Below are 21,477 nucleotides of genomic sequence, written 5' to 3' on the forward strand. Positions count from 1 at the left end.
ATCTGAACTAATCAAGAAAGTTTTTCAACACTTATCAAGTTCAGTTAATTTGTGGGTAACGATTGATGGAGCAGCGATCGCATTTTCTTGTGGCAATAGCCAGCATTGTATCGGTTATTAGCACACAGTCAATTCACGCGGAAGAATTATCAACTCTACAACAAAATGCAAGCACAGTTACTGAATGGTTAGCACAATCTCAAGTGGTACAAGTTACCAAAGTAGAGCTAAATCCAACTTCTGTAGGCTTGCAAGTCATTTTGCATACCGTGGGAGAAATACCAACTTCAATAATATCAGTTGTTGACAATACATTAATTGCTGATATTCCCAACGCAGTTTTGGTACTTCCCGATACCGAACAATTTCAAGCGACTAACCCAACTTCAGGAATTACATCCGTTTCGGTAACGAATTTAGGAGATCGAATTCGCTTAGCGATCGCCGGACAGACAACTCCACCTGTAGCGGAAGTAAGTACCACAGATCGAGAACTCATATTCAGCGTGACTCCTGAAGCTGGTACGGCAGAAGAACCAATCGAGATCGTTGTCACTGCAACACGTACAGCCGAAGCTGTGCAGAATGTACCACGCTCAGTAACAATCATCAATCGCGATCAAATTGAGCAACAAACAACTTTACGCAGAGATTTACAAGATATACTGGCGCAAACAGTACCAGGTTTAGGCGATGTTTCTCCCGACGGGAATACATTTTCACAACAATTGCGCGGTCGGCGGGTACAAATATTAATTGATGGCGTTCCAATTAAATCGAATCTTTCAACCGTCCAAGCCAGAGACTATCGCAGCATTGCACCCGATGCGATAGAAAGAATTGAGATTGTGCGAGGACCAACCGCGATTTATGGCGATGGTGGAACAGGTGGAGTCATCAATATTATTACTCGTCAAGCGAGTGAAGAGCAATTTACTTCGACTGCTGAAATCGGAATCGATGCGGCTGCGGGTGAAGGATCGTTTTTGACTGGAGACAGTTTTAGCAATTATCTAGAATATGGATTCTCAGGAAATGAAGGAATTGTTGACTTCGTATTCAATATCTCGCGTAACAATGTCGGTAGTTTTTTTGATGCACAAGGCGATCGCATTCCCTTTGAAAGCATCGCAGATACAGAAATTTTTAATGTATTTGGTAAAGTAGGAGTCAACTTAAATTCTCAACAGCGTTTGCAAGTTTCCATCAATCACTACAACGAAAGCGAAAACAGCACAGTTAGACCTGACGAAAGTATTCTTGATATTCCAGGAATTCAAAAAGCACAAGGAATCACTGTTCCAGATGTTGAATTTATCGGCGTTCCTGGGCGTGGTAATCGTAACACGGTTGCAAGTCTTAACTATACAAACGACGCCTTTTTTGGCAGCCAGTTGCAAGGGCAATTATACTATCGCTCGAACTCGCGCAGATCAGATGCGTTTGACTTTCGAGATTTTGGCGATCCGATTCAGCAACAGGTATTCGACAAAGAACAGTGGGGCGCGCGACTTCAGATGCAAACCCCCGTATCACAAGCTGTAAGTTTGCTGTGGGGTGCAGACTACTCGAACGAAAATATTCAACTTGATTTCAATTTCGGCGATGCTGCCGAGTTTGATAATACACAAGGACGAGTATTTCGTCGTGTCGGCGGGATATCAATTCCGTACGATTTTAGTAACTTAGGATTATTTGCGCAACTGCAATGGGACTTAAGCGATCGCTGGTTAATCAGTGGTGGTGCTAGGTACGAGCGATTTAATTTGAGCGTAGATGATTTTCAGACTCCTTTTGTTCCCTATCGCAATATTACCGGCGGCGATCTCAGTTTCGACGATCTAGCGTTGAATCTTGGTACTTTATACCGCGTTACTAACGCAGTGAGTTTATTTGCTAATTTTGCCCAAGGTTTTTCCGCGCCTGACTTCGGGCGTTTGCTACAAGGTCCACCCGATGAGCTAACTTCGATCGAAGATGATATCAATGTGACGCAGCCGCAAAAAGTTGATAATTACGAAATTGGAGTTCGTGGCGAATGGAAAAACGTTCAACTATCACTTGCTGGATTTTACAATGAATCAGAATTAGGAACGCGATTAATACCTGGCGCAGCACTCGCCGAAATTGTCCGCGTTCCCGAACGCATTTACGGCGTTGAAGCGACAATTGATTGGCAACCAGGAGGTAATTGGCAACTTGGCAGTACAATCACTTGGCAAGAAGGCGAATTTGAAGAAGATGACGAATTCTTAGCAATCACCAGCGAACGAATTTCGCCGTTAAAACTCACCGCCTACGTCGAACACGAAACTCTACCAGGTTGGAATAATCGATTGCAGTTACTCCTTATCGGCGATCGCACCCGCGCCTTTACCGACGGAACCGAAGAAGTCCCGATCTCCGGCTACATCACCTTAGATTACATCGGTAGCATTCAACTCGGAGCAGGAACTCTCAATATTGGCATCGAAAACCTCTTGAACGAACAGTATTTTCCTGTAGCTTCTCAATATCTCGGTGGCTTCTACGAACCAGACAACATTGCAGCCAGAGGACGCACCCTACGAGTAGGCTACCGCATAGCTTGGTAAAGCAGAAACAACTCCTCCCCTACTCTTGCTTTGTGTTCTTCGCGCCTTTGTGGTTCGTTAATGTATAAACTCCTTTCCAGCATTCTACTCATCTTATGTTTCACCTCCGCCTGCGATCGCAGTCCTCCCCAACCCACAACTAATACAGCTTGTCAAGATATTCAACACGAATTTGGTCAAACACAAATTTGCGAAACTCCCCAGCGCGTTGTCGCCCTCGATCCGCGATCGCTTGACTTATTACTTTCGCTCGACGTTCAACCTGTAGGTTATGCTGAAGATGCCAGAGTCTTAGTTGGTACTCCACAATTCGGCACAACAGTTGATGTGAAATATCTAGGCGATCGCATCACTACTAATCCCATTTACGTTGGGACTTGGCAATCACCATCACAAGAAGCAGTATTAAAACTCAAACCCGATTTAATTCTTGTAGGCTACGGCGGCGAACAAGCGCTGTATCTCAATTTTTCCAAGATCGCCCCAACGCTACCTTTATCGCAAAGCGATCGCCACTGGCAAGATGATTTATTAACGCTTGGTCGAATTATAAATCGCGAACAACGCGCGCGACAAGTTATTCAAAACCACAACCAGCGAATGACCGACGCAAGAGTAAAGTTTAAAGCTTTGAGAGGAAAACAGCTACTACTATTATCCATTTCTGGATTAGACAGTATCGAAGTCTTTACCGAACAAACCTTTGCAGGTAATCTCCTGAAAGACCTCGGATTTGAGTTAGTGCAACCCCAACTACCTGTACGCTATGGTGCAATACCAATCTCTTTAGAAATTTTGCCGCAGCTAGATGCAGAAATAGTCATTGTCATGGCAAGTGCAGATAGTACAGTTTCACAGATCCAAAAGCTGTGGGAACAAACCCCTGTGCTGCGATCGCTTCCGGTTTATCAAGCCAATCAAGTGTATTTTGTTGACTATCATCTCTGGAGTCGAATTACAGGACCAATTGCGACTGAGTTAATGATTCAACAACTCCAGCAATTATTAGATACCTAATTGCATTTACCGCGAGTGTTCCCACTTCCAAAAGTAACTAGAAAACAAGTTAGTGATCGTGTGCGCAACAATTGGCACAAGGAGATTACCCGTGTATAAAGCACTACAACCGAGTAAGAAGCCTACCGCCGTTGCCCAAACGACATAAGGCCATTGCTGAGTAGAACTCATGTGGAGAACGCCAAAACAGATACTCGACACAATCACAGCGGTGATATTGAAGCCAAATGCAGGCAACATGACACCGCGAAACAATAATTCTTCGCTCAGCCCTGGAAGTAGCCCGATCCAAATTAAATCTGCCCAGTGCAAAGGTTTGAGAACCAATTCTAGGTAAAAATCAGCACTACGACGATACCCCGACCAAATGCGGTAGACAACCCAACTGGCGATCGCAATGGTCAACGCGACACCTAATCCCCCAGCGATCGCTATTGATGTCAGGTGAACAGGTAATAAGGCAAAATTACCAAATTGCAACCATAGCTTGGCAATAACCAGTAATAATAATGCAGTAACACCCATGCCAATTAAAATCTGGGTACGCGACAACGGCTGAATGTTGGGTTCAAAATCTGGTTCGGTCACTGTCAGTTAGGATTCAGACGATTGAGGGATGAAATATGAGGGTTAAGCGCGGTGGGTGTAATTCCTGCCTTATGCGCAGCTAATACACCAATTGCTTCTAAGTAAGAGTTTACCTGTACTACTTTAATACCCAATGGTTCTGGCGGAACATAAAGTTTCGTGTGATTTTCTTGTACTGTAATAATTTGTACGCTATCTTGACTAAAACTTAAAACTGTGCTACCTCCGCAAGCCGTTGCGGGAATGATAAGCGCATCAACTTGATTTGCCCAGATATCGTGTGGTGATGATTGCTGCTGATTGGTCACAAACTGCGGGGCACGGCTTAAACCCACAAGGACACTAGGTAAGAATGTATACCCAATTTCCTCAGCAGCCGATCGCGGTGATATATCAGGATCGAGCGGTAACGGTAACAAAGCTGGAGCGTGCGCGCAAGGAACTTGAAATTCGCGGACAACTAAATGACTGATGACAGCTTCGGCACCTGCAAGCGGGTCAACGCCTTGACCGTGACGATATTGCTGTAATGCAGGACTATCCATATCATCGGGAAAACGCGCAACAACCGCGATCGCATCTACTCGCGCTTTATTAATTAAAGTCTCTGCCGCTCGTAGTAAAGTTCCAGGATTTTGAATTGTTCCCCAACTCACACCAGAATTTGATGTACGTAGTTCTACGCCTATGGCTGCATCAGTTACAACATAGTCACTCAAGTTTAATCCCAAAGTAGCGCGGGTAGCATCGGCTGCTTGCAGTTGCCGTAATTGTAAATCTGGTTCGATACCTTGGTCTAAGATGAGACCAATACGGTTTTGACGTACAGGACGTAAACCCCAGCTTCCAGAAGCAAATTGATCGAGTCCGTAGCCTTCTACGTAGAAAACATTGGGTAAAGACCAATACAACTGCGCGCCATTGAGAACATTCGGGTGAGTAATCAGGCGATCCGCGACGGAAGCGATCGCCCTAGCAACTGGCATTGCGTCTCCGGCATATCCGCCAATTGCGGCTCCGATACCAGTTGGTACAATTAAGATAACGGTGTAAGGACGCTGGTTCACTTGAATTTAGAGAGATCAAAGGTCAGGGGTCAGGGATGTGAAAAAAATGTGAAATGGGACACGAAGATGATTCAATTCATACACTCTAAACCCTTAAATTGAGTTTAAATTCTTTTCTCCGACCTCTGACCTCTGATCCCTGACCTCTTCAAGTGTAACAACAGCTTCGACAGTCGCTGTTTGTTGTTGGAGATCTAGCGCTGTAATCGCCCAGCGTAGTGGTTTCCCAGATAGCTGTAATTCAGCCTCAATAACCTTGGGAAGCATTGCAGGAGAATCCTGAAACTTAATTTCAGTGGTAATAAAGTGTGTTTTCATACCGCTTGTTAACTCTTATGCAAAGACGACAAGGTAACTTTAGCTGCGTTGAAATTGACCAAACTGTAAGTCGTAGACTTCATCTTCCTTCTCGGTTTCGATCTTCAAATTGGATCGCGGGTAGGAAACACACAGTAAGGCGTAACCTTTTTGCTGGAGTTCAGGACTAAGACCCATGCCATCGCTTTGTTCTACAGTACCTTCGAGCAGCAAAGCTGCACAAGTTGTACAAACACCAGCATTGCAGGAACTAGGTAGATCTAAGCCAGCAGCACTCGCAGCACGTAAAATAATTTTGTCTTCGGGAACTTCAATCGTATGAGTTTGACCTTGATGCTGAATTTGAACCGTATAAGTTTGAGGCATAAACTAAAAACCGTTTTACTAAACTGCCGAGTTAAATGCAGTCTTGGATCGTGATTAATCACTAACAAGTAATTGTATCTTGAGGGGTCAGGGATCTGAGGTCGGGGATTAGGGGAAGCAGCAAAATTTATGTATCAAACAATGTATCAGGCTTATCTATCACATCTGCTGCTGTCTACCAATATTTCTTTGACACCTATGGGCAAGGCTGGGCAAGGTATTGCCTTGCCCCTTTGACCTCTACAATCTCACAGACCGTATCATTGTCAACTGTAATTGTGGTCATGCGGCGTTAACCTTGCACTAAAAAGATAAAATGGCTGATTTAATGGAGATGAGAATGCTGGAAGAATATCGGCAACACGTCACCCAAAGACAAGCGATGGGAATTCCCCCGTTACCTTTGGACGCACAGCAAACAGCAGATGTATGTGAATTATTAAAAGCACCACCCGCAGGGGAAGAAGAAACTTTATTGCATCTATTACGCGATCGCGTCCCGCCTGGAGTCGATCCCGCCGCCTATGTCAAAGCTGGATTTCTCACGGCGATCGCTAAAGGCGAAACGACAAGCCCGTTAATTTCTCCCACTTATGCAATTGAACTGTTAGGCACAATGATGGGCGGATACAACGTGCGATCGCTTGTGGAATTACTATCCGCAGAGGATGAATTAGCCACAGCAGCGACAACGGCTTTAAGTAAAACTTTACTAGTCTACGACGCCTTTCATGATGTTGAAGAATTAGCAAAAACGAATTCTTACGCGCAAAAAGTTATGCAGTCGTGGGCGGATGCGGAATGGTTTACAGCGCGATCGCCCTTACCTGAAGCGATTACCGTTACCGTCTTTAAAGTTCCAGGCGAAACAAACACCGACGATCTTTCTCCAGCGACACACGCGACAACACGTCCCGATATTCCCTTACACGCGCTAGCAATGCTAGAGTCACGTCTTCCTGGGGCATTAGACACAATTGCCGAATTAAAGCAAAAAGGACATCCTTTAGCGTATGTCGGTGATGTTGTGGGGACAGGATCGTCGCGCAAATCCGCGATTAACTCAGTATTGTGGCACATTGGGCAAGATATTCCGTACGTGCCGAACAAACGCGCAGGGGGATATGTTTTAGGAAGTGCGATCGCGCCGATTTTCTTCAACACTGCTGAAGACGCAGGGGCGTTACCGATTCAGTGCGATGTGACTAAGATGGAAACGGGAATGGTTATTACCATCTATCCCTACAAAGGTGAAATTACCAACGAAGCCGGAGACGTCATTTCTACCTTTAAACTGCAACCTGATACAATAACCGATGAAGTCCGCGCCGGTGGACGCATTCCTTTACTCATTGGGCGCACCCTCACCGACAAAACGCGCATCGCGATGGGATTAGAACCGAGTTCTGTCTTCATTCGTCCGCAGCAACCAATAGATACAGGCAAAGGTTACACCCTCGCGCAGAAAATGGTAGGCAAAGCTTGTGGCTTACCTGGTGTTCGTCCTGGAACATCATGCGAACCGATTATGACAACAGTTGGTTCTCAAGATACCACAGGACCAATGACCCGCGACGAACTTAAAGAACTTGCGTGTCTCGGCTTTAGCGCAGATTTGGTGATGCAGAGTTTCTGTCATACCGCCGCTTATCCGAAACCTGTCGATATTAAAACGCATCACGAACTTCCTGATTTCTTCGCCTCGCGGGGTGGTGTTGCTTTACGCCCTGGCGATGGCATTATTCACTCATGGTTAAATCGGATGCTGCTACCCGACACGGTGGGAACTGGTGGCGATTCGCATACGCGCTTTCCTTTAGGAATTTCCTTCCCCGCTGGTTCAGGATTAGTCGCATTCGCGGCGGCGTTGGGTGTCATGCCATTAAATATGCCAGAATCGGTTTTAGTTCGATTTAAAGGCGAGTTGCAACCAGGCGTGACCTTACGCGATATTGTCAACGCGATTCCTTACGTTGCGATTCAAAAAGGTTTACTCACCGTTGCTAAACAAAACAAGAAAAACGTCTTTTCTGGGCGGATTATGGAAATCGAAGGCTTACCCGATTTAAAAGTCGAACAAGCTTTTGAATTAACCGATGCAACAGCAGAGCGATCGTGTGCAGGTTGTACGATTAAGTTGAGTGTCGAGACAATTTCTGAGTATTTGCGTTCCAACGTCGCGCTGATGAAAAATATGGTGGCGCGGGGTTATCAAGATGCGCGGACGATTATGCGTCGCGTTGCCAAGATGGAACAATGGCTCGCAAATCCAGTATTAATGGAAGCAGATGCAGATGCAGAATATGCAGAGATTATCGAAATTGATTTGAACGAAATCAAAGAACCAATTGTCGCCGCGCCCAACGACCCTGATAATGTCAAATTATTATCTGAAGTCGCTAACGATCCTGTACAAGAAGTCTTTGTCGGTTCGTGCATGACGAATATTGGTCATTACCGCGCTACCGCTAAAGTCTTAGAAGGCGCAGGTTCGGTGCAAACTCGCTTGTGGATTTGTCCGCCAACGCGCATGGACGAAAATCAACTTAAAGAAGAAGGCGTTTACGGTATCTTTGGGGCAGCTGGGGCGCGAACTGAAATGCCTGGTTGTAGTTTGTGCATGGGGAATCAAGCACGAGTTGCAGATAAAACAACAGTCTTTTCTACCTCTACACGCAACTTCAATAACCGCATGGGAAAAGATGCGCGCGTCTATCTCGGTTCAGCAGAATTAGCCGCAGTTTGTGCCTTGTTAGGACGCATTCCTACAGTTGAGGAATACATGGATATTGTTGCGCATAAAATTCATCCGTTTGCTGATGATTTGTATCGCTATCTCAACTTCGATCAAATCGCTGGTTTTGAAGATGAAGGGCGCGTAATTCCTTTAGAAGAAATGCCTAAAATTGAAGACATTTTAGGAATTCCCGCAGGTACATTGTCGTAGATAAATCTAGGTGGGTAATACCCACCTACACATTCTATGTAGTAACTGAGGCTCATAACTTCTATTCAACCGCTTTCTATAAATGTTTGCGAAAGAACTGCATCAGTTCGCGCCAAGCGTCTTCCGCTGCTAAGCGATTGTACGAAGAACGTTCGTTGCAGAAAAATCCATGCTCGGCATCAGGATAAACTTTCAACGTGTACTCTTTACCAAGTTCTTGAAATCGTGTTGCGATTTGGTGAATGCGATCGCGCGAAATAAAAGGATCTCTACCCCCGAAGAACAAATAAATAGGCACTGTAACGTTTTCTACTGCCGTAATCCACTCATCTAAAACCATACCGTAAAAAGGCGCTGCTGCGGCAATTTCAGCCGAAAACTTGCAAGCCGTCAAAAAAGTCAACCCACCACCCAAACAAAAACCAGTGACACCAATTTTATCTGAGTTCGCGTGCGATCGCGTTTTTAAGTAACTTAATGCTGCTTGAAGATCCGCTTCCATAGGCTTACCAAAATCAAGCCGCCACATCATCGCCATAGCCTGCTCTACCTCATCGTAACCAAACTTGTTGTTGAGTTCGCGATAATACAAATCTGGCACAAGAACTATGTATCCTTCTTTTGCAATACGGGCTGCAACATCTTGGATATGCGCAGTTAAGCCAAAAGCTTCCATCAAAAGCAGAACAGCGGGTACGCGATCAAGCGCAACGGGTGTACATAAGAAAGCAGACATCTGTCCATCGGGTGTCTGAATCATCACCTCTGATTGTTCAATTTGCATCATCTTTTCCAGAAAAACCTACTGCTGACAGCTTAAAAAGTTAGCGTGTCAAGACTCTAGAAAAATGTTGCGGAGTTTTGTGATATTCTTGCGGTTAATCTTGTAAAAATTGTTTCGGAGTCACGCCAAGCATACGCTTGAAACATCGCGTCAAATGACTTTGATCGCAAAAGCCAGCGCAAAGAGCAATCTCTGCAATACTCAACTTGCTGTGTTGCAACAGATACTTTGCTTTATCGATTCGGCGCTGCAAGATGTATTGATGCGGTGTAACACCGATACTTTGCTTAAACAACCGCAAAAAGTGATACGGACTCATTTGCGCGATCGCGGCAATTTCTGTTAGTGTCAAATTTTGGTGTAAATGTTCATTGATATAGTCTTTTATAAGAACCAGCTTGGCTAACGATAAACCATCTGAGTAGTTAGAAAGCCTGGGGGATATGGTGCAATAGTTTCGCAGTAGGTGAATTGCTAACACTGTTTTCAGGCTATCAACTAGTAACTGTCCGCCGATTCTACCCGATTCTAATTCGTCTTTTAAGCTTAAAAAAACGCCTTGGACCAGTGCGTCTGGCTGATTCATAAACTGCGGCATTAGTTCGATGCAGTCGGGATTTACCCAATCTTGACCGATGCGTTGGAGAAGTACAGGCTCAAGAGCTAAAACCATAAACTGAACTGGGGTGTTCCAATTACAGCGGTGAGAAATATTGGCAGGGATAATTGCAATGTCTGCGGTATTTCGTGTCTCTTTGCTCAGCTTTCCATCTAACCATCGCTCTCCTGATGAATCGGAAACAGCTTGTTCTGCCAATGGTTGTGGTAGACCACAAGCAATAACGTGCATCGTGTGTTGATGCTCTGCAATCTCAAATTTTGGCTGCTGATAAACTTCCAAGTGAATATCGCTCCAACCGCCGCTTGAGAGAACCGATGGTTGGGGTAACAGTGCATTTGCTGCATTGACTTGGCGATAGTCGATAATTCTAACAGGTTGCGCTGGTAGTCTCATCTTGCGCTCAAATTAAGGGAAAGTTCTATTTTGACATGGCACGTTGTGGCGAGGTTTCCTCGCCACCTTGTCGTGACGGTTTTGTGAGCGAAAGATGCGATCGCACCTACTAATATAAAAATTTTATTCAGCAAATAAAGTCACGCTAGCAGCAACTTATTCACGATTCTGATTTAATATCTTTTTTAACAAAAGTAACCTTTGTTTCCCAGTTTACCACTATTAATTAGTAGAGTTGTTTGACGAGGCTGGTGTGTCTGAACCAAGCGATCTGGAGCTAGTTTTTCTGTCACGGCAGGGAAATAAAACTGCTTTCGGTCAACTGATGTTACGTTATCAACCAATGGTACAGCGCCTCGCTACACGAGCGATCGGTAATAGAGATTTGGCTCAAGAACTCGTGCAAGATGCAATGCTGCAAGCCTATCTTTCACTAGAGAAACTTAATGACCCTACACGGTTTAAGAGTTGGTTCTACGGCATTGTCCTCAATATTTGCCGGAACAAGTTGCGTCGTCGTAAGGTAATCTGTTTTTCGCTTGAGGCAATCGTAGGAAATTTTATTGATGAACCGCCGTCAATCGCTGGGAGTTCACCCGATCCTTAATTAGTGGCAGAACATGAAGAACTTCACACTGCATTACTAGAGGCAGTCGATACTCTCTCTCCAAAGAATCGATCAGCAATTTTGCTGTTCTATTATCAGCAATTCAGCCTACAAGAAGTGGCAAATCGCTTAAATATTTCAGTCAGTGCCGTGAAAGGGCGTTTACACAAATCTCGTCATCAACTGAGAAACCAATTATCACGTCTTCAAGAGCAAATTCAACCCCATTCACCCCAGGAAACTAAAACAATGACCGTCAACACTTCTGCTCAAACAAAGACAGAATTTTGCTGTTCATTTTGTCACAAAAGCCAGGAACAGGTTGACCTTCTTATTGCAGGTCCAGGTGTGTTCATCTGCAATGAGTGTGTCGATATCTGTAATCGAATTATCAGTGGAGAAATTCCTCCACGTCCACTGACTCAGGAGCAAGTAGAGAAATTGCTGAATTTGACCGAGGAGGAAATAGAAGAAGGGTAGAAATCTGCTGATTGGAAGAGAAAATAGAAAAAGTGCAGAATTTGAGTTCTGGTGTCTCTTCTCTAGCTTAGGCAGCATAAGTTAGCGCTTTTTAGGATTGATTGGGGCTGTACAAGATACGTTTACAGAAGCTCGAAGCGGATCGCCTAACCTAAAATTTTATGTTGATGAAATCGAGCGATCGCTATTATATCGACTTCATGCGGCTTGTTTGCAGATAATCTAACTCAATTTTGACAGCATCAAAAGCATGAAAGATCGCATATGGAATTTGAATGGAACCTAGACAAAGCGGCACTAAACCTTGAAAAGCATAGTGTTTCTTTTCAAGAAGCTGCAACTGTATTTGATGATCCTCTGTCTGTAACTTTCCCCGATCCCGATCATTCTCTTGGAGAAAGCCGCTACGTTATTATTGGCGTATCTCGATTCGGACAACTTTTAGTTGTTGCACATACTGACCGAGGCAAAAACGTAAGAATTATCAGTGCCCGAAAAGCTACCAGACAGGAGAGGAGATTTTATGAACAAGGAAGTTGAGAACGAAATGGAAGACGATTTACGCCCTGAGTATGACTTTGCTCAAATGCAGGGAGGTGTTAGAGGCAAGTATGTGAAGCGATATCGTGCAGGAACAAATTTAGTACTTTTAGATCCCGATGTTGCTCAAGCTTTCCCTAATGATATGGCGGTGAATGAGGCGCTGAGAATGTTAATTCAGATTGCCCAGCGCCAGCAACCCAACAGTACGGTGCAGCGACCAGAATAGAAATCTTTGAGTAGGAGACAAACAGCAGAAGGATTTTCCTTGTGTGACGGCTCAATACAGAATTTAATCGCGATCGCTCATGTCATAGCACAGGAGGATTATACAATGCTGACTATCAAAATTAAATTTTAGCGATCGCTATTATCATATCGACTGCGTGCGGCTTCGACTTCAGGAATGTGATTTTCTGCCCAGCGACACAGCGTCGATAATGGTTCAGTTAGCGTTGTCCCTAAAGCTGTTAACGAATATTCCACCATTGGCGGTACGACAGGATAGACTTTACGACTGACAATCCCATCGCGTTCTAAGTTGCGTAATGTCTGCGTCAGCATTTTTTGCGAAATCCCGCCAATTTCTCTTTGCAACTCGCTGTAGCGCTTTGTTCCCTTAGAAAGGCGGTAAATAATAATTGCAGTCCACTTATCGGCAATGAGGTCTAAAACTTGCCGTGAGGGACAGTTTGCATCACAAACGCTGTTATCCTGATTACGCACCATAAGGAATGTATAGCACTTTTCAGTACCTTCTTGTCAAAAAGAGTGAGTAATTGACACAATCATAAAACTACTACAAATATGAGGAATTGAGAAGGGAAAGTTAGCCTTCACCCCTCACCCCTATAATGTACAGGAGCAGCCGCTATGAAAAATCTGCAACTGGTATCCAACGATTTCGAGAATGAGGGGATGCAAACCTCGCCAGCGACAAATCCTATAGCAGATGAACAGTTACTCGATGCGTATTCGCAAGCTGTTATCAGTGTAGTCGAAAAAGTTAGCCCCGCAGTTGTCAATATTGACGTGCATCGACAAGTGCAATCGCGGCGCAGGAATAATCAAACTTTCATGCAAGAAGTACGCGGAAACGGTTCGGGCTTTGTGTTTACGCAGGATGGTTATATTCTCACCAATAGTCATGTTGTCCACGATGCAACCAAAATTGAGGTAACACTCGCGGATGGTCGCAATTTTACCGCCGAGTTGATTGGTGATGACCCTGATACCGATTTAGCCGTGATTAGAATTGATGCACCCAATCTTGTCGCTGCTAAATTAGGAGATTCGCAATCGTTACGCGCAGGACAATTGGCGATCGCAATTGGTAATCCCTACGGCTTCCAAACAACAGTAACCACAGGTGTCATTAGTGCTTTAGGGCGATCGTTTCGTTCGCGTTCCGGTCGCTTGATCGATAATATCATTCAAACTGATGCCGCCTTGAACCCTGGTAACTCTGGCGGACCACTCGTAACATCGCACGGTGAAGTGATTGGTGTCAATACAGCCGTGATTATGTCCGCACAAGGTATTTGTTTTGCTGTACCGATTAATACTGCCAAGATGATTATCGGTTCATTGATACGCGATGGTAAGGTTCGGCGTGGTTACATTGGTATCGGTGGGCAAAATGTGCCGCTACCGCGTCGCGTTGTGCTATTTCATGAATTATCGCGCTTTAGTGGCGTGTTGGTAATTTCCACTGAAGAAAATAGCCCCGCCCAAAAAGCAGGGTTACAAGAAGGCGATGTAATTGTAGGAATTAATCAGCAACCGATCGCAAATATTGACGATTTGCACAAATTATTAACACACGATCAAGTCGGAGTGCGATCGCAACTCATAATTCTCCGCCACTCTCAAAAGCTACTTGTGGATATTGTGCCTGAAGAATCGCCAACCAAGTGATTAGTGACTAGTGGCTAATGCTTCCCTAAGTTTTTCAAGGTGCGATCGCTGTACTCAATTACCAGTAACATAGAGGTGCGATCGCCTCTAATTCAATTTCTGCATCGGGTGACATCTCTTGGTTAAACTTTCACTTACCAGAGAGTCAATATGAAGTTCAAATCTTTGCTCGTTGTCTGTGGCTTGTTACTTTTATTCAACGTCAAACCTGGTAGTGGCAATGAAAATGAATTAGGTGCGATTAAAAGTGATAATGCACAAGTAGAAAAACTCGTTGGTGGCCATAAGTTTCTCGAAGGACCACTTTGGCATCCAGATGGTTTTCTGTTATTTAGTGATACCCCAGCAAATACAATTTATAAATTGTCATCTAACGGCAAAGTAGAAGTTTTTCGCAGACCTGCGGGATATCCTAACGGTAATACTGTAGACCGCGAGGGTAGACTCGTCTCCGCACAACACGATCGCAGCGTCACCCGCACCGAACAAAACGGCAAAGTTGTAACTTTAGCAACACGCTATTTAGGGAAAAAGCTGAATAGTCCTAATGACATCGTTGTCAAATCAGATAACAGCATTTATTTTACCGATCCGCCCTTTGGTATTCGTAAACCTTATGCAGTGCAAGAACAACCCGAAGAACTTGGTTTTTATGGAGTTTATCGATTGACAGAAGATGGACAATTAACGCTGCTTGTCAAAGATATGGCGCTACCGAATGGGCTGGCGTTTTCACCGGATGAAAAACGTTTGTATATTAATGATTCGCAACAAGGTAACATTCGTGTATTTGATGTCAAAGCTGATGGAACTTTAGCAAATGGTCGAGTGTTTGCAGATTTGAATGTTCCAGGAAAAGAAAGGTTAGCGGATGGAATAAAAGTAGACGCGTGCGGAAATGTTTATTCAACCGGACCCGAAGGCGTTTGGATTTTTTCACCACAAGGTAAACTCTTAGGCAAGATTTCTGTACCCGAAGGAACAACAAACATCGCTTGGGGCGGGAAAGATTACAAAACACTGTACATCACAACTTATACAAGTCTCTACCAAATTCCGCTCAATGTTGCAGGTGTTCCACTCGGTAAAAAGTAAAGTATGCGATCGCTTTTCCTTAACCTAGAAGACTTAGATTCTGTAATATCTTTTGGTTTGAGCCTATGACACCAATTCGCATTTTAATGCAAACAACGATTCCTCCAAGTGAGGATGACTGGACAATTGATCGCTTTTCGTTACTACGCGACTACCTAGCTTCGTTAGCCGACGAAACTGGGAAACCACTTTATGAAGTCACGGCGCGTAACCGCGAATCTAATTCTGACGATCCGATTTTGAGCAATCTTGATCATTCTGATTTTGACGAACTGTGGTTATTTGCGGTAGATATTGGTGGTGGACTTACCGAAAAAGAATGTCAAGCGATCGCAGAATTTCGCCGACAGGGTAAAGGGCTTTTAATCGCACGCGATCACCAAGATTTAGGGTCATCAATTTGCAATCTTGACGGTGTTGGTATTGCAAACTATTTTCATACGCGCAACCCAGATCCTGATGAATCGCGACGCTGCAATGACGATCCTTACACAACATATATTTCATGGCCTAACTATCATTCAGGTAGCAACGGCGACTATCAAAAAATTACACCAACTGAACCAATTCACGAACTGCTACACAACCCCGCGTCACCATCTGGGGTTGTTGAGTTTTTCCCCGCGCATCCTCACGAAGGTGGTGTCGGACTTGCTTCTAATTTAGAAAATGCGAGAGTCATCGCTACAGGTACTAGTAAAGTTACAGGTCGTCCGTTTAACCTAGCAGTTGTTTTCGATCGCACTCAGAATGACAATGGTAAAATACTCGGACGCGCTGTCACCGAGTCAACTTTTCACCACTTCTGCGATTACAACTGGGATGTAGACATGGGCTGTCCTAGCTTTGTTGACGAACCACCAGGAGAAGGAATGAAGCTTGAACCGCGTGCCTTGGCAGATATCAAAACTTATGTTCGTAATATCGCTGCATGGCTTGCACCTATAAAAAAATAATTTGCCTTTACTAGATTTTTTCAATTTTGTCAAGTCATCTGACAAGGAGCGAGGGAAATACACTTTAAAATTCCTTCAGGGGTGGGTCTCAAGCCCACCAAACAGCGAAAAAATTATGTGGAGAGGCACTTTGTGCCAACACATAAGGCGTCCTTATTTTAATCCCACAGCTTTAGTCGTGGGTTCCCTCACCCCTCGCTCCTCGCTCCTCACCCCTCTGAAAACGATTTTCTAGTTTTTGATTGCCCAGCACATATATTCATGGAAAAACAATGGCAAATAAATTAGATGGAAAAGTTGCGCTGATTACGGGTGCGTCTTCTGGAATTGGTGAAGCCTCGGCGTTAGCATTAGCTGCGGATGGCGCAAAGGTAGTTTTAGCCGCACGTCGTCTCGACCGTTTGGAGAAATTAGTTAGCCAAATTAAAGATAGTGGGAAAGAAGTGATCGCAATTCCAACGGATATCACCGATCAAGCCCAAATAACCGAGATGGTGCAAAAAGCCAATGCTAATTTTGGTAGTGTAGACATCTTGATTAATAATGCAGGTGTCATGCTTACAGGATTCGTTGATGGTGCAGATACCTCTGACTGGCGGCGGATGGTCGATATCGATCTTTTAGGTCTAATGTATGCTACTCATGCAGCTTTGCCAATTATGAAAGCACAAGGCAGCGGGCATATTATTAATATTGCCTCAGTAGCAGGTCGGCAGACTTTTGCCAATTTTGCAGTTTACAACGCAGTCAAGTTTGGTGTTGTTGCGTTTAGCGAGGCACTGCGTAAAGAAGTGTACCAAAATAAAATTCGCGTAACTGTCATTGAACCTGGTGCCGTTGCTACCGAATTAACTGATCGCATTACAGACCAAGAATCTAAGCAGCAAGTTGAAGGAATGTATCAATCGATAACGCCCTTAGAAAGTGAAGATATTGCCAATGCCATTGTTTACGCTGTAACGCAGCCCGCACGGGTAAACGTGAGCGAAATTCTGATAATGCCAACAGAACAGGTGTTGTAAAAACGTTAACAGTTACCTACCACCAAACAACAAGCTAACACTCGTGACGCTGGGGAATATGGATGGAAACCGCAGATGCGATCGTAATTGGTAGCGGACAAGTGTGATGATTAAAGGTACGCGATCGCTGTGTCTACTTCGTCTTTGAGCTAGATGTTGCTCTTGTGCGGCTACTCGAACCGCTACGAGTTGTTTTCTTCGCAGTGGTTGACTTTGTAGTTGCTTTACCATTACTGCTTGTGGAAGACTTGCGACGAGTTGATTTAGAACTTTTGGTCTTCGTTGCTAACAGTTCGAGTGCGGTAGCAAGCGTCATATCTTCTACCGATTTACCTTCGGGTAGACCAACGTTAGTTTTACCATGTTTAACATACGAACCATAAGGACCGTCATAGATATTCACGGGTTCTCCGTCGTCAGGGTGCGTACCAAGTTCTTTTAATGGTGCTTTGGTTTTGCTACGACCGCTACCGCGTCCTTTTTTTGGTTCCGATAGCAACTCTAAAGCGCGCTCTAAAGTCACCGTAAACACATCGTCCCCAGCTTTGAGCGAACGATAATCTTTTCCTTCTTTTCCTTGGTCATGCGCGACGTATGGACCAAAAGGACCAATTGAAGCTTGGATTTTACCACCCGTTGCGGGATGAGTTCCCAATAACCGAGGTAAAGATAAAAGCCCGACAGCCTGATCGAGGGTGAGGTTTTCGATTGTTACTCCCTTTGGTAAAGATGATCTTTTCGGTTTAGGATTTTCTTCGGTAGCTTCTCCAAGTTGAATATAAGGACCGCGACTACCAATGAGTACATAAATCGGTTCTCCGGTTTCAGGATGGCGACCTAATTGATCGGGACCTTCGGTTTTTTGCCGAAGTAATACCTCGACTTGTTCGGGATCTAAATCTGCGGGGTTAATGTTGTTAGGAATTGAAGCTGTGACAACTCCATCGCCGTTTTCTACTTCAATGTAGGGACCAAATTTACCGATGCGGACTTTAGCGGCTAAGTCTTCGAGTTCTACTGTGCGGGCTGTATTCGGGTCAATTTGGTTTTCGCGTTCTTTAACAAGCGTTTCTAACCCCGAATCGCCCAAATAAAATTCTCGCAAGTAAGGTAGCCACTCCGCTTCACCTGTGGCAATATCATCTAAGGTTTGCTCCATTCTGGATGTAAAGCTAGTGTTGACCAAATCAGGGAAATGTTTTTCTAGTAATCCTGTGACGGCAAAAGCAGTAAATGTAGGCACTAACGCGTTACTGACAAGTTGAGCATAACCACGGTCAATAATCGTGCCAATAATACTTGCATAGGTACTCGGACGACCGATTCCCTCACTTTCTAGCGTTTTGACTAAAGAGGCTTCGGTATAGCGCGCAGGTGGCTGCGTTTCGTGTTTGATTGCTTCGAGTTTTTTACAATTCGGGCGATCGCCTACTTTCAAATTAGGCAAAATCACTTCCTGATCTTCTAACGCCGCTTCAGGATCGTCAGAACCTTCGACATACGCGCGTAAGTATCCTGGAAAATCAATCCGCTTACCACTCGACCGAAATCCCGCCTCTTCGACTTGCAAATGCATCACAATTTGCGTTTGCTTCGCATCTGCCATTTGGCTCGCAACTGTACGCTTCCAAATCAAGTCATACAGTGATAGTTCGCGTCCGCTTAAACCTGTTTCTTGCGGTGTTCTAAACGTACTTCCCGCCGGACGAATTGCTTCGTGGGCTTCTTGTGCGCCTTTACTCTTAGTCGTGTATTGTCGGGGTGAGGGACTGAGGTATTGCTTACCGTAAAGTTGTTCAACACAAGTTCGCGCAGCTGCGATCGCCTGATCCGATAAATGCACCGAATCGGTACGCATATAGGTAATATACCCTTGCTCGTACAAACTTTGCGCTGTGCGCATTGTATCGCGTGCTGAGAGCCTTAATTTTCGGTTAGCTTCTTGTTGCAAGGTTGAAGTTGTAAACGGTGGTGCAGGCTTGCGCGTCACCGGACGTTCTTCTAAATCGGTAACTTGCCAAGGTTTTCCTTTAAGGCGGTCTTTTAAAGCTTTTGCTTCGGCTTCATTGAGCAAAACAACTTTGCGCCCAGCAATTAATTTGCCAGTTGCTTCGTCAAAATCGCTACCATTGGCGACTTTGGTTCCTCCCAATGTGACCAAGCGCGATTCAAAGGCATTTTTAGACGCGAGCCCGTCACTTTCTGCCTCTAATTCTGCTTTTAGATCCCAGTACGTCGCTTGACGAAACGCTCGACGCTGACGTTCTTTTTCCACCAACAACCGCACTGCTACCGATTGTACCCGCCCTGCTGATAAGCCCCAAGCAATTTTCTTCCACAGCAGCGGTGATAACGTATAACCCACAAGCCGATCTAAAATTCTTCTTGTTTCTTGGGCGCGGACAAGTTGCTCGTCAACATCGCGACAATTCTTCAACGCCTTGCGGATCGCATCTTGTGTAATTTCATGAAATACCATCCGCTTAATCGGTACTTTGGGCTTAAGTAGCTGCAATAAATGCCAACTTATGCTTTCACCCTCGCGGTCTTCGTCTGTCGCGAGTACTAATTCGTCTGCACTTTTCAGCGCTTCTTTCAGTTGAGTAACGACCTTCTTTTTGTCCTTCGGGACGATATACAACGGTTCAAAGTCAGCATCCACATTAACACCCAGCTGCGCCCATTTTTCGCCTTTCACCGCTGCGGGGATATCGCTAGCCGACTGCGGAAGGTCGCGGATATGACCCATAGACGCTTCCACGCGATAACCGTTTGGCAAGTAGTTACGAATGGTACGGGCTTTTGTGGGAGATTCGACAATGACCAGAGTTGACATGGGTTCTTGGAGATAAAAATAGCAGCTAGGCTAAACAGACAACTTTAAGGAAATTGCCTCATTTGTCAAGAGGCATGGTTGAAGAACGAGAGCAGAAGTTTGACGACTCTTAATTTAGGTTTACATCTAAATTGCACTCTTCAATAGTGATACCCCTAGATCTCTAGGTTATAACTAACAAATCTACATCCGACAAAAGTTACTCAAGTAACTAAGCTGAATGTAAATTGAGCAATAACGAACTCGTCCGCGTGGATGTAAATAATGTTACTAATTTGTCATAGAATATACGTAAAAAATGTGTTTCAGCTTGACTGGACATGATGCGAGGAAGTTGAAAAAGCATATTATTCTCATTTGTAACATCACATAAACAGCTTGTGTCATGAATACAATCTCCTCATCAAGTTTGGTATGTGTTTGCAGCTTGCTTCGGTGTTGCCAAATATTTTAGCGATCGCACTGCAAATGCCAAGAACACGCAGCAACTTCATTCACTTCAAATAATCAAGATAAAATAAAGCCAAATCCATACTAGGCAGACTTTATGGCAACCCAACTAGAGCAAACCAAAGCGCCACAACTGGTGATATCGTGGGAAGCGTTGCCCGATGACTTTCAACTCGAAGACGAGCCAGTGGAAAATACAGGTCAACCCCTGCTCACAGGTGCGTTGCGTGAAAGTTTAGAAATCAGTGGTTTCATTCAGCCGCAGATGTTGATTGCGTCGAATTTTGGTCTGTGCGCGACTGTGAATGGGCAATTCGTGATCAAAGCACCCGATTGGGTATATGTTCCGCGTGTCAATCAAGCGCTATGCGATCGCAAAAGCTACACCCCCAATCTCGAAGGCGATGTTCCCCAAGTGGTGATGGAATTCTTATCCGACACTGACGGACAAGAATATTCAGTCAAGCGCACTTATCCACCAGGAAAGTGGTTTTTTTACGAGCAAATATTACAAGTTCCGATTTATGTAATTTTTGACCCCAATGATGGATTATTAGAGTTTTATCAACTCGAAAACGGACGCTATGAACTCAAGCAACCCGATGAAAATGGTCGTCATTGGATTGATGCCATGAATTTATTTCTCGGAACTTGGCAAGGAACAAAAGAAGCCCGCACAGGGTATTGGTTGCGGTGGTGGGATGGCGCAGGTAATTTGTTACCTTGGGCGGTGGAAATGATTGAAATTGAGCGTCAACGCGCTGAAATTGAACGCCAGCAAAAAGAACGACTGATTACTTTTTTGCGATCGCAGGGTATTGATCCTAACGATTTACCGACAGATTAAATATTTGTGAACCGATCGCTTTTTACAACCG

At 44.6% G+C, this 21,477-nt stretch carries 18 protein-coding genes and 2 pseudogenes; 12 read left to right on the forward strand and 8 right to left on the reverse strand.

The genetic code is table 11. The features are described 5' to 3' along the window. Positions 1-65 precede the first annotated feature (65 nt). The gene (locus GLO7428_RS00365; protein WP_015186567.1) at positions 66-2,594 is read left to right on the forward strand and encodes a TonB-dependent receptor domain-containing protein; all 2,529 of its coding nucleotides are present in this window, start codon (positions 66-68) and stop codon (positions 2,592-2,594) included. Positions 2,595-2,654: 60 nt separating this feature from the next. Continuing rightward, on the forward strand, positions 2,655-3,611 hold the full coding sequence (locus GLO7428_RS00370; protein ID WP_015186568.1) for an ABC transporter substrate-binding protein: 957 nt from the start codon (positions 2,655-2,657) through the stop codon (positions 3,609-3,611). 6 nt (positions 3,612-3,617) lie between these two features. Here the strand turns inward: GLO7428_RS00370 and GLO7428_RS00375 are convergent, their stop codons facing one another. The 4 genes from GLO7428_RS00375 to GLO7428_RS00390 form a co-directional block, all read right to left on the reverse strand. Next, on the reverse strand, positions 3,618-4,199 hold the full coding sequence (locus GLO7428_RS00375; RefSeq protein WP_015186569.1) for a CPBP family intramembrane glutamic endopeptidase: 582 nt from the start codon (positions 4,197-4,199) through the stop codon (positions 3,618-3,620). Positions 4,200-4,201: 2 nt separating this feature from the next. Then, positions 4,202-5,266: a DUF3326 domain-containing protein gene (locus GLO7428_RS00380; RefSeq protein ID WP_015186570.1), complete on the reverse strand. Its 1,065-nt coding sequence runs from the start codon at positions 5,264-5,266 to the stop codon at positions 4,202-4,204. Between the two features lie 93 nt (positions 5,267-5,359). Next, entirely contained in the window at positions 5,360-5,584 is a 225-nt protein-coding gene (locus GLO7428_RS00385; protein WP_015186571.1) for a hypothetical protein, read from the reverse strand. A 39-nt stretch (positions 5,585-5,623) separates the two neighbouring features. After that, positions 5,624-5,950, reverse strand: coding sequence for a 2Fe-2S iron-sulfur cluster-binding protein (locus GLO7428_RS00390; protein ID WP_015186572.1), 327 nt, complete (start codon positions 5,948-5,950; stop codon positions 5,624-5,626). A gap of 340 nt (positions 5,951-6,290) precedes the next feature. Here GLO7428_RS00390 and acnB point away from each other — a divergent pair, with 340 nt between their 5' ends. Next, positions 6,291-8,897: a bifunctional aconitate hydratase 2/2-methylisocitrate dehydratase gene (gene acnB, locus GLO7428_RS00395; RefSeq protein WP_015186573.1), complete on the forward strand. Its 2,607-nt coding sequence runs from the start codon at positions 6,291-6,293 to the stop codon at positions 8,895-8,897. A 76-nt stretch (positions 8,898-8,973) separates the two neighbouring features. Here acnB and GLO7428_RS00400 read toward each other — a convergent pair whose 3' ends face one another. Continuing rightward, positions 8,974-9,684 carry a dienelactone hydrolase family protein gene (locus GLO7428_RS00400; RefSeq protein ID WP_231295527.1) on the reverse strand — a complete coding sequence of 237 codons (711 nt, stop codon included), beginning with the start codon at positions 9,682-9,684 and terminating at the stop codon, positions 8,974-8,976. Positions 9,685-9,775: 91 nt separating this feature from the next. Beyond that, a complete protein-coding gene (locus tag GLO7428_RS00405) occupies positions 9,776-10,696 on the reverse strand; it encodes a helix-turn-helix transcriptional regulator (protein WP_015186575.1) in 921 nt (306 codons plus the stop codon). Between the two features lie 253 nt (positions 10,697-10,949). On the opposite strand from GLO7428_RS00405, the pseudogene GLO7428_RS28720 reads away from it, so the two are divergent. From GLO7428_RS28720 to GLO7428_RS00425, 4 genes and pseudogenes are all read left to right on the forward strand, one after another. Next, positions 10,950-11,498 (forward strand): annotated as a pseudogene (locus GLO7428_RS28720) (RNA polymerase sigma factor); the annotation flags it as partial. Between the two features lie 54 nt (positions 11,499-11,552). Continuing rightward, positions 11,553-11,720: pseudogene (locus GLO7428_RS28725) on the forward strand (ClpX C4-type zinc finger protein); the annotation flags it as partial. Between the two features lie 327 nt (positions 11,721-12,047). After that, positions 12,048-12,323: a BrnT family toxin gene (locus GLO7428_RS00420; protein ID WP_015186578.1), complete on the forward strand. Its 276-nt coding sequence runs from the start codon at positions 12,048-12,050 to the stop codon at positions 12,321-12,323. Beyond that, entirely contained in the window at positions 12,307-12,552 is a 246-nt protein-coding gene (locus GLO7428_RS00425; RefSeq protein WP_015186579.1) for a hypothetical protein, read from the forward strand. Before GLO7428_RS00420 ends, GLO7428_RS00425 begins: the two co-directional genes overlap by 17 nt. Before the next feature lie 128 nt (positions 12,553-12,680). Here the strand turns inward: GLO7428_RS00425 and GLO7428_RS00430 are convergent, their stop codons facing one another. Next, positions 12,681-13,052: a helix-turn-helix domain-containing protein gene (locus GLO7428_RS00430; protein ID WP_015186580.1), complete on the reverse strand. Its 372-nt coding sequence runs from the start codon at positions 13,050-13,052 to the stop codon at positions 12,681-12,683. 144 nt (positions 13,053-13,196) lie between these two features. On the opposite strand from GLO7428_RS00430, the gene GLO7428_RS00435 reads away from it, so the two are divergent. From GLO7428_RS00435 to GLO7428_RS00450, 4 genes are all read left to right on the forward strand, one after another. Beyond that, positions 13,197-14,240, forward strand: a complete 1,044-nt coding sequence (locus GLO7428_RS00435; RefSeq protein ID WP_015186581.1) for a S1C family serine protease — start codon at positions 13,197-13,199, stop codon at positions 14,238-14,240. A gap of 150 nt (positions 14,241-14,390) precedes the next feature. Then, positions 14,391-15,335: an SMP-30/gluconolactonase/LRE family protein gene (locus GLO7428_RS00440; protein ID WP_015186582.1), complete on the forward strand. Its 945-nt coding sequence runs from the start codon at positions 14,391-14,393 to the stop codon at positions 15,333-15,335. 65 nt (positions 15,336-15,400) lie between these two features. Further along, complete coding sequence (locus GLO7428_RS00445; protein WP_015186583.1) at positions 15,401-16,291, forward strand: hypothetical protein; 891 nt, start codon at positions 15,401-15,403, stop codon at positions 16,289-16,291. Between the two features lie 272 nt (positions 16,292-16,563). Next, complete coding sequence (locus GLO7428_RS00450) at positions 16,564-17,313, forward strand: SDR family NAD(P)-dependent oxidoreductase (RefSeq protein ID WP_015186584.1); 750 nt, start codon at positions 16,564-16,566, stop codon at positions 17,311-17,313. Between the two features lie 133 nt (positions 17,314-17,446). Here the strand turns inward: GLO7428_RS00450 and topA are convergent, their stop codons facing one another. After that, the gene (gene topA / locus GLO7428_RS00455) at positions 17,447-20,149 is read right to left on the reverse strand and encodes a type I DNA topoisomerase (RefSeq protein WP_015186585.1); all 2,703 of its coding nucleotides are present in this window, start codon (positions 20,147-20,149) and stop codon (positions 17,447-17,449) included. A gap of 547 nt (positions 20,150-20,696) precedes the next feature. Here topA and GLO7428_RS00460 point away from each other — a divergent pair. Next, a complete protein-coding gene (locus GLO7428_RS00460) occupies positions 20,697-21,446 on the forward strand; it encodes a Uma2 family endonuclease (protein ID WP_015186586.1) in 750 nt (249 codons plus the stop codon). Positions 21,447-21,477 lie beyond the last annotated feature (31 nt).

Origin of the sequence: Gloeocapsa sp. PCC 7428, assembly GCF_000317555.1 — a bacterium.
In the GTDB taxonomy this organism is placed as follows: Bacteria; Cyanobacteriota; Cyanobacteriia; order Cyanobacteriales; family Chroococcidiopsidaceae; genus Chroogloeocystis.